The 8,728-nt window shown below is 64.4% G+C and carries 5 protein-coding genes and 2 pseudogenes; 4 read left to right on the top strand and 3 right to left on the bottom strand.

Features of this window, described 5'->3' with window-relative positions; all coding sequences use genetic code 11:
- Nucleotides 1–371: 371 nt before the first annotated feature.
- Nucleotides 372–1,650 (bottom strand): annotated as a pseudogene (locus tag AB4Y83_RS22540) (IS3 family transposase).
- Between the two features lie 271 nt (nucleotides 1,651–1,921).
- On the opposite strand from AB4Y83_RS22540, the pseudogene AB4Y83_RS22535 reads away from it, so the two are divergent.
- A pseudogene (locus AB4Y83_RS22535) lies at nucleotides 1,922–2,515 on the top strand (zinc-ribbon domain-containing protein); the annotation flags it as partial.
- A gap of 57 nt (nucleotides 2,516–2,572) precedes the next feature.
- Nucleotides 2,573–3,217 (top strand): zinc-ribbon domain-containing protein, encoded by a 645-nt coding sequence (locus AB4Y83_RS22530; RefSeq protein WP_442298260.1) that lies wholly within the window; start codon nucleotides 2,573–2,575, stop codon nucleotides 3,215–3,217.
- A gap of 244 nt (nucleotides 3,218–3,461) precedes the next feature.
- Here AB4Y83_RS22530 and AB4Y83_RS22525 read toward each other — a convergent pair whose 3' ends face one another.
- Nucleotides 3,462–4,289, bottom strand: a complete 828-nt coding sequence (locus tag AB4Y83_RS22525) for a GIY-YIG nuclease family protein (protein ID WP_442298259.1) — start codon at nucleotides 4,287–4,289, stop codon at nucleotides 3,462–3,464.
- 265 nt (nucleotides 4,290–4,554) lie between these two features.
- Between AB4Y83_RS22525 and AB4Y83_RS22520 the strand changes: the two genes are divergently transcribed.
- Nucleotides 4,555–5,109, top strand: coding sequence for an HNH endonuclease (locus tag AB4Y83_RS22520; RefSeq protein WP_442298258.1), 555 nt, complete (start codon nucleotides 4,555–4,557; stop codon nucleotides 5,107–5,109).
- A 298-nt stretch (nucleotides 5,110–5,407) separates the two neighbouring features.
- Nucleotides 5,408–6,745 carry a hypothetical protein gene (locus AB4Y83_RS22515; RefSeq protein ID WP_442298257.1) on the top strand — a complete coding sequence of 446 codons (1,338 nt, stop codon included), beginning with the start codon at nucleotides 5,408–5,410 and terminating at the stop codon, nucleotides 6,743–6,745.
- A gap of 170 nt (nucleotides 6,746–6,915) precedes the next feature.
- Here the strand turns inward: AB4Y83_RS22515 and AB4Y83_RS22510 are convergent, their stop codons facing one another.
- Nucleotides 6,916–8,457: an IS1634 family transposase gene (locus tag AB4Y83_RS22510; protein WP_442298256.1), complete on the bottom strand. Its 1,542-nt coding sequence runs from the start codon at nucleotides 8,455–8,457 to the stop codon at nucleotides 6,916–6,918.
- Nucleotides 8,458–8,728 lie beyond the last annotated feature (271 nt).

Raw genomic sequence — 8,728 nt, 5'->3', positions numbered from 1 at the left:
GCCACCCGCGACTACGTCGCTCGCCGTACTGCCGAAGGCAAGACCGGCCGAGAGATCAAACGCTGCCTAGCCCGCTACGTCGCCCGCGACCTCTATCGCCTACTCGAAAACACCACGACAGGTGCTTGACGAAGCATAGGAGCGTCGCAACCGGTTTGCCCCCAGGACCCTGAGATGGACCCGGGTTCGGTGTGGGCGGGCGGGTCGCCTCCCGGGTTAGTCCACCAGCAGGGCTGCTACGCGCTAGAGCAGCAGACCTGATCACTATGGCTAGCCGCGTCTTGGGTCGCTGGGGTCCGTGAGCGCCTTACACGCTTGACAAACGCGGAAACTCGGATGACTTGTTGAACCGCCCCGGTGAGTCGGGAGACTCAGTGGTTTGAGAGCTCCAGCTCCTGCTGGGCCCGGTTTTGAGCGTAGTAGGCGGTCTCGAGGTCGGCCGGTGGGAGGTCGCCGCAGTACTCGTAGAGGCGGCGGTAGTTGAACCAGTCGACCCACTCCGCGGTCGCGATCTCGACGAGGTCCAGGGTGCGCCACGGGCTGCGTGGCTTGATCAACTCGGTCTTGTACAGGCCGTTGATCGACTCGGCCAACGCGTTGTCATAGGACGAGCCGACCGAACCCACCGACGCGGCGATGTTGGCCTCAGCGAGCCGCTCGGTGTACCGGATCGCCGTGTACTGCGACCCACGATCGGTATGCGCCACGACGGAATCGAGTGAACGACCCTCGCGTTCCCGGGTCCAGACGGCCTGCTCGAGAGCGTCCAGGACCAGCTGGGTGGACATGCTCGACCCGCACCGCCACCCAATGATCCGGCGGGCGAACGCGTCGATGACGAACGCGACGTACACCCAGCCGCTCCAGCTCGAGACGTAGGTGATGTCCGCGACCCAGAGCCGGTTCGGAGCCAGCGGGGCAAAGTCACGCCGGACCAGGTCACGGGCGCGGGGGCCGGCCGGGTGGGCGATCGTGGTGCGCTTGACCTTGCCCCGGACCGCGCCCCTCAGCCCGTCCTCGCGCATCAGCCGCTCGACCGTGCACCGGGCTACCGGGATGCCTTCGCGGTTCAGCGCCAACCACACCTTGCGGGCCCCGTACACGCCGTAGTTGCCGGCGTGGACGCGACGGATCTCGTTCAGCAGCAGCGCATCCCGATGCTCACGCGCGGTCGCGGCCCGGTTCACGTGTGCGTAGTACGTCGACGGGCGATCGGCAGCCCGTGCTCGCTCAGCACGGCGCAGATCGGCTCGACACCCCAGCGCAGACCACCGTTGTCCCGCTCCTCGCGGCGGTCGGCGTGCTCGCGGATGAACTCCACGATCAGCGGGAGGGCCGGTCGAGCTCGGCTCCGAAGAAAGCCGCGGCCGCCTTCAGGATCGAGTTCGCCCGGCGCAGCTCGGCGTTCTCCCGCTTCAGGCGCTTCACCTCGGCCGACTCCTCGCTCGTGACGCCCGGCCGGGCACCCTCATCGACCTGAGCCTGCCGCACCCATTTGCGCACCGTCTCTGCGGTGTTCACCCCGAGCAGCTGCGCGACCTTGGTCATCGCCTCCCAGTCCGTGGCGTGATCGGCCCGGATCTCCTCGAACATCCTCACCGCCCGAGCCTTCAGCTCAGGCGGGTACCTCCTGGACGTGTTCCCCGGCATGACTCCAACCTTCCCAAGGTTTGGAGTCTCCCGACATCCCGGGGCGGTTCAGAACTAAGGTCTCATCCGGAGCCGACCTCGAACCGCCAGACGCTTGGCAACGTTAGGAGAAGTTGGATTGGGACGCCCATCAAATGTCGGCCGAGACGATTGGGCACGATTTGTTAGAACCAGCGGGTGTATCGCGCAGGACGGGTCCTGCGAGAGGCATGTTGGCACACCCCAGGCACACCCGCCCTTGTCGAAGTCCTTGGCGCACAAAAGGCCAGACGTGGCTGAGCTGTTCGACGAGGAGCTGTCAGGGTTCGCTGCCGACGAGATCTATGCGGGGTCCTCGACTGCGCTAGCTGTATGGAGATGTCCAGACGGTGGACACACTTGGTGTGCGCCGCCCAACACATTGACCAACGCGCGAGGTGGCTCGAGGTGCTCCATCTGTACGGGCAAGGTGGTTTTTAGGGATCGGAGCCTTGGCGCCGTTGCCCCTTGGCTGGCCGAAGAATGGGATTACGCGGCGAACGATTCTCTGTCGCCGTTCGAGGTCTCGCCGCAGGACAATCGACGTTACTGGTGGTCATGTCCTGTCGCTAGCGACCACCGGTGGAGGGCGAGTCCTAACAACCGCTACGGGAAGGGCTCAGGCTGCCGCATGTGCGCGGGCCGAGAGGCGAGCAGCACTAACAACTTGACCTTGTACCCGCACTTGCTCCAGGAGTGGGATTGGGTGGAAAACACGGCTTTGGGCTTGGACCCATGCAAACTCACGCGCGGAGCAAGCGACCAGGCGCACTGGTGCTGCAGCATGCACGCGGAAGATAAGTGGCCCGCTCCGGTGTCAAAGCGGACCGCCGGCGCCCGGTGCCCCTATTGCTCCAGCAAACGACTCGCCCGTCGATTGTCTCTCGCAGAAAAGGCGCCGCGGTTGGCTGAGGAGTTTGATGTAGAAGCGAATGGCATCACCCCGGATCTCGTCTTCGCGTCAAGCAACGACCGCTTCTTCTGGTGGCGATGCCCGATCGAGCCTGCCCACCACAGGTGGCAAGCGCAGCCAAACAATCGTCTGAGCGGGAGCACGGGCTGCCCAGACTGCACGATGCCCGGGACCAGTGCCCAGCAGATTCGCCTGAGCCACGAGCTCGCTTCCGTCCTCGACTTCCCGACGCACCAACACCGAATCGATCTTGGTGCCCAGGGGAGGGTCGACGTAGACATCAGAATCGACGCGCTACAGCTGGTGATCGAGTTCGACGGTTCCTACTGGCATGCGAATACGGTTGCCAGGGATCGCGCGAAGTCAGAGAAACTGAGATCTTCTGGGTGGAAGGCGGTGCGTGTACGAGAGAAACCGCTCGATCTCCTGGACCCCTTTTATGACATTCCCGCCCATACGCTGGCTCCGCCGTTCGAGGCGGCCAGCATCGTCTTGCAGCATCTGGAATCCCTAGGCCTACTGCATGGTGGTGATGTCGCGGACTACGTGAACGGCGGCGGTCCAAGGGCGGTTGCCGCGGCCGAGGCGGAACTGGACCGTGTTCGATCCCGGGCGGCCAAGCCACGATGCTTGTAGCCGAGGACTCCCGGGCGCGAATCCGGTACTGCATGGGGAGGCAAGTCCTATCGCACCGGTGCTTTGTTGCGGCCCAGCCGGGTGGGTGAGTGCGGACGAGCTCACGTCGTAAGCTCCATCGGGACGTGCGTGAGGGATCGCAAGGGTAGGTCCGACAGGCGGCGGAAGGGGGCAGTCGCCGGCCTGGCGAACTGCATCGGACTCGGCGCACATGGCGATGGCGGCTGGCTCGATGTGAGCGGAGTCAGTTCTTGTTGTGGCCAAGCAAGCGCGCGTTGAAGACTTCCTTCCAATATGACTCCCGTTGCAGGACGTGCGCGTCGGCCGTGCGCATCGACCAGAACTCGAGCAGCGCGAACTTCATGTTCAGGCGGAAGTGGTCCTCGCCCTTGTCCTGGAGCAATTCCTCGAGGCCGACGTTGTTTCCGTGGAGAGTCGCGGTGTACGTGCTCCAGCGCTGCCAGATGCCGGTGTCGCCGTAGGCCGATCCGACGTACCGGGCGCCGGTCGTTTGGTCGTGGATGACGTAGACGCCCTTCATGTGCTCGAGGGCGATCCGCCAGTCGGGGCGCTGTTGGCGGACGATCACCTGGAGGTCGGCGAGCGTGTGGTTGATTCGGTCGTGGCCGGGGAAGGGGTCACCCACGAATGCCTCTTCGAGGATCGAGGCCACGGCCATCTCGTCAAGACAAGACTCCATCGTCCGCCGTCGCTGACGCCCGGCCAGGTGCAGCCTGATGTAGAGGCGGCGCACGAAAGGGCCCATCAGGTCGTGACGAGGGACGACATCGTAGGAGAAGGTCCTTGGATCAGGACGCCGGGCGGTCACCTGCCAGATTCCGCCGAAGAGCCACAGGGCCGGATCATGGCGATCCTGGGCGAGGGAGAAGATGAACTGCCGGTTGAAGTCGTTCTTGTCGCCACGCCACGAGTTCCAGCGCTGCCACTCCTCCGGGTCGTTGGCCAGAACGTCGATGGGGTAGTTCTCCCCGTTGAAGACCGCGCAGTGCAGCTTGCAGGTTGTGGGGTCGAAACCCGCCGGCAGAAGTGAAGCAAGCGGTATCGGCTGCATGATCGGAGCCTAAGCGGGAGGTGAGGTTGCGGGTGCCTTGAGCAGGGGGTCGAAGCTACGGGCACGAGGGCGCTAGCGGCGGAATGGCCTAGGTGAGGACCAGTCCTCAGCGGCGCGGGGGGCGGACTCGACCAGTACGCCGGTGATCAGTCGTCTGAGGTCGGCATGCTGGCACGAAATGTGGTGAATCGGGAGCGAGAGGTGTCCCCGCGTCGTATCTTCGCGTCGAGAAGATACGACAGAAGTGACAGGGGACCTTCGGGCAATGCTCAGGAAGCACGACAACGTCCAACTGCTTTTCGCCCCGGGACTCTTCACGGGGAAGGGCTGGGTCACGCTGCAGATCGGCGTGCGGACCGCTGTGCGGATCAGCAAGTTGCACAAGACTCAGTGGGCGGATTACGCCACGCAGCAGCGGCAGCACCCTGTTCGGCTGGCAGCGGTGAAGAACCGGACGTATTGGTGGTTCCAAGACCAGTTCTACTCGGAGAACGAAGGACTGGCCGGCGCGGCGGTCTATGCCTTGATCGTGACTCGGCAGCAGCGCCACGCTCAGCGCATCGACCGAGCGCAGCAGATCGTCGCGATGGGCAGCGCCCCGCGATCTGCGCCCTTCCGAGCGGCCATTCCTGACGACGTGAAACACTTTGTCTGGACCCGTGACCAAGCTGCGTGCCGCCATTGCGGCGCGACGGTCGAGTTGCAGTTCGACCACATAATCCCCGTGGCGATGGGTGGCTCCAGCTCGCCGGATAATCTGCAGGTGCTGTGCGGTCCGTGCAACCGTCAGAAGGGCGCAAGCATCACCGTGCACCGGTGACCGACCCGCGGGGTGACGTTGCCGGCGACCCGTTCCATTCCATGGACGACCGTCCTTGACGTGGTCGGGCACGCGCCACTGCGTGAAGGCCTCAGGGAGCCCATCACGCGGCGGAGTGACGCATCCACGTGTTGGTGCGGCCTCCGGCGTTCCGTGCGCAGTGGCGGATACACGACTTCCTAAAAAATCGTCCAGCAGGTAGCGGCAGTTTCCCCCTAACGGGTCGGTGAGCCATGTTGATCCTCGCGTGGTGGGATGGGAGAGTGGCCGGCATCCCAGCAGCGGCCAAGGAGGCCTCATGAAGCGACTTCCTGCCGTGGCCGGTCTCGCTGACGAGATTCGGGGCAAGGGTAAAAAGAGTCCGGAGAAGTCCGCGGCATACCTGATGCGCAACCGCGCCGAACTGCAGACCTACCCGAGCGTCGACGTGCTGGCCATGTACAGCGACGCCGAGTATGCGCCAAGCACGGCCACCTCAGATGACATCGCCAAGGCGAAGGGGCTCGTCTACCATTTTACCCAGGTCCGCAGCGCAATCGTAAAAGCGCTCTGGAGCAGAGAAATCTTCATTGGCATCGAAATCATTGATGAACTCGCGTTCTACGGCGCCCAGGACAACAGCGTCGTCGATCTCATCCTCGAGTGCCTAACCCGAATTCGGGACGGTCACATGAATCGCCCCGGACTCATCGTCTTTCCCGTCCACTCCTTTGGAGTCTTGAGCGCCGGCCTTCTTTACCCCTTGCGCCGGGGTCAGCTGACGATCGTCAACCCGGGCAGTGGTTACGCACTCTTTCCACAAAGCAACGACATGGGCCGCACCTTCGGCCAGTTGCAGAGAGCGGCGGCACAACTTGGAGTGAAAAAGGCACTTCCCGGCGACCTCCTCAAGCACTGGCGCCTGAGCCGGAGTGCCGAATGGCTCGAACGGAACCCTCTGCTGATGGTCCGGGCGAACCACCTCCCGGGGAGTTACTATGCCAACGAACATCTGCTGATGAACCGGGTGCAGTCAGTGATTGGCCTGCTCTCGCTCCTAGCCGCGCTGCAGCCAGCTACGACTAACCGCGCCGGGTTCTTGACGTCGTCCTCACGGATCAACAACAGGGAAACGCTCGACATTCGCCACTACCTCGCGCTGTACGACGCACCCGCTCAAAAGACCGAGCTCGCCGGTGACTGCGTACCCATTCACGGCGGCCGCGTGGAAGTCTCCGAGTTGTCTGCCCTCGGCTTCGAAATCGATCCGGCCTATTGGCGTCGACAGGCCGCGCTCGGCGACGAAATGCAGGCCCAGGTCGAAAAGCTCTACCGCCGACAGTTGAAGCTCAAAGTTTCCGGCAAGAAGTTCGACGCTCCGGGCAGGACGGTCAATCGGCTATTCAGCTCGTTGCAGATGTTTCGCCGATCATTTGCCAATTCGGCCGATGACTGGACCGGCAGGGTGGCGCTATCAACCGCTTTTGAGATGCTTCTCACTGATAATTACGGTGCAGTGAAGACGACCTTGGTAAGCCGAAGCAAGGAGCTCATGCGGGCGCCGAGCAGACGACCTCTGCTGACATGCAATTGGCTCGGCGTGCCTACGCCCTCTGCTTCCTCGAACTCTCCAAACGAATCGAACGAATCCCGTTGACCACCTCAACGCCGATCGGCGATGTCGTCGTCAATTAGTGCAGCGGCCCGAAACATACTTTCAGACTAGCTTCCTCGATCGCGGCGAAAGGACTGTGAGGATCGCCAACGCGGCCTGAAGGTGCTGGGCTGTGGTTGGTGACCGCGAGTGTGACCTGACTTGGGCCAAAACTAGTGCGCAGGTTCCCTCGTGCTGCGGAGGGCGTGGAGCGCCTCGGTGAGGTCGTCGGGTAGCGGGTCGGCGGCGGCGATGGTGTGGGCGCCGGCTTGGATCTCGATGGTGCGGTAGCGACGTGCGGTGCGGACGAACTTCTTGATGCTCCAGCCGGTCGCGTCCTCGATGAACTTGCCGACGGCGAGGGCGGCGAACACGACCGTGAGGTGCGCGTCGATGCTCTCGCGTTTGTGGTGGAAGATCGGCCTGGCTTGCAGGTCGTGCTTGGACATCCGGAACGACTTCTCGATCTGGAAGAGCCGGTGGTAGGCGCCGATCACGAAGTCGGCGTCCGCGATCGCCGGGTCGAGGTTCGTCACGTAGCCCTTGACCCCGGCGAGGGAGCGGGCCTTGGCCTCAAGGGCCCGGTTCACGCTCCTCGAGCCGCCGGTGAGCTGGACGAACCGGTTCCGCTTCACCGGGGTGGCGCCGGCGACGGCGCGTTCGGCCTTGGCGACCTGCTCGTCGATGCCCTTGAGGGTGCGCCGGGCCCGGTCGTGCTTGTACTGGTAGTAGAACGTGTGGTCCTTCCGCTGGTCGGTGGGGCCGGCCGGCCACGGCTGGGTGAAGACGTGCCCGTCCGGGATCTCCTGGCCGGGGTGGCGCTTGCGCCAGGCGGTGATGACGTACGGCTCGGTCGGGATCCTCGCGCCGATGATGAACGACAGGCCGGCGTCCTCGATCGCCTTCTTGTTGGCCTCGGACACCATGCCCGCGTCGGCGACGACGGTCACGTCCGGCAGGCCGTGCGCGGCCATGAACGAGCGGATCGTCGGGATCATCGTTAACGTCTCTGCCTTGTTCCCCTCGAACGCCTCGATCATCAGCGGGAACCCCGAGTGGTCGGTGAGCAGCCCGATCGTGATCTGTGGTTCGAGGCGGCGTTCCTTGGAGAACCCCGGCTCGCGGAACCCGTCGCCCTGGTCGGTTTCGAAGTAGAGCGTGCTGACGTCATAGAGCACCAGGCTTGCCGGTCCGAGGCCGGCGTGGGCAGCGCAGGCGGCCGAAATCCGTTGTCGGAACTCGTCTTTCGCGTACCCCGGCAGCCGTCTTCTGATCGTCCGGTACGACGGCGCGGACAGCCCGGCCTCTTCGAGCACGCGGATCGAGTCGAGCTTGGAGCTCGGTTCGATGATCCGCGCCAGCACCAGCTGCCGGAACACCGCGTCCCGTCCGCCGGCCTCGTTCAACCCGAGCCGCTCGAACACGCCAGCCAGGGCATCACCCAGGTGCCCCATCCGCGAGGACGTGATCGGCAGCGTTCCCGGTGGCAGGGCCGCCGCTTGGCCACCCGCGGCGGGCGCCTGCACCTGTAGGTCCAGCACGCCCTGACCGGCCGCGAGCCGCTGGCGAGCCACCGCCTTGAGCAGCTCCACGTCGGCAGGCGTGTGCGCCGACCCGATGTGCTCGATATCGCGCGCCCCCCGCCGGTTCGAGTGCACGATCTGCACCGCGGTCGCACCCGAGGACGTCTTCACGGTGCGCACGTGCGGGGCCACGAAGGCCACCGTAAAGGCCGAAACGCCTCCCGGCTAGTGCCCAAAACCCCCCCGGCGCACCGGCATCACCGCAGGTCAGCGACTCGCCCCACCACCGACGCGCCAAAAGTGGCCCAAGTCAGGGCGCCGAGCAGACGACCTCTGCTGACATGCAATTGGCTCGGCGTGCCTACGCCCTCTGCTTCCTCGAACTCTCCAAACGAATCGAACGAATCCCGTTGACCACCTCAACGCCGATCGGCGATGTCGTCGTCAATTAGTGCAGCGGCCC

Source organism: Terrabacter sp. RAF57 (genome assembly GCF_052113925.1).
GTDB lineage: Bacteria > Actinomycetota > Actinomycetes > Actinomycetales > Dermatophilaceae > Terrabacter.
Note: the sequence above shows the minus strand (reverse complement) of the source record. Positions and strands in the feature narration are given on the sequence as shown.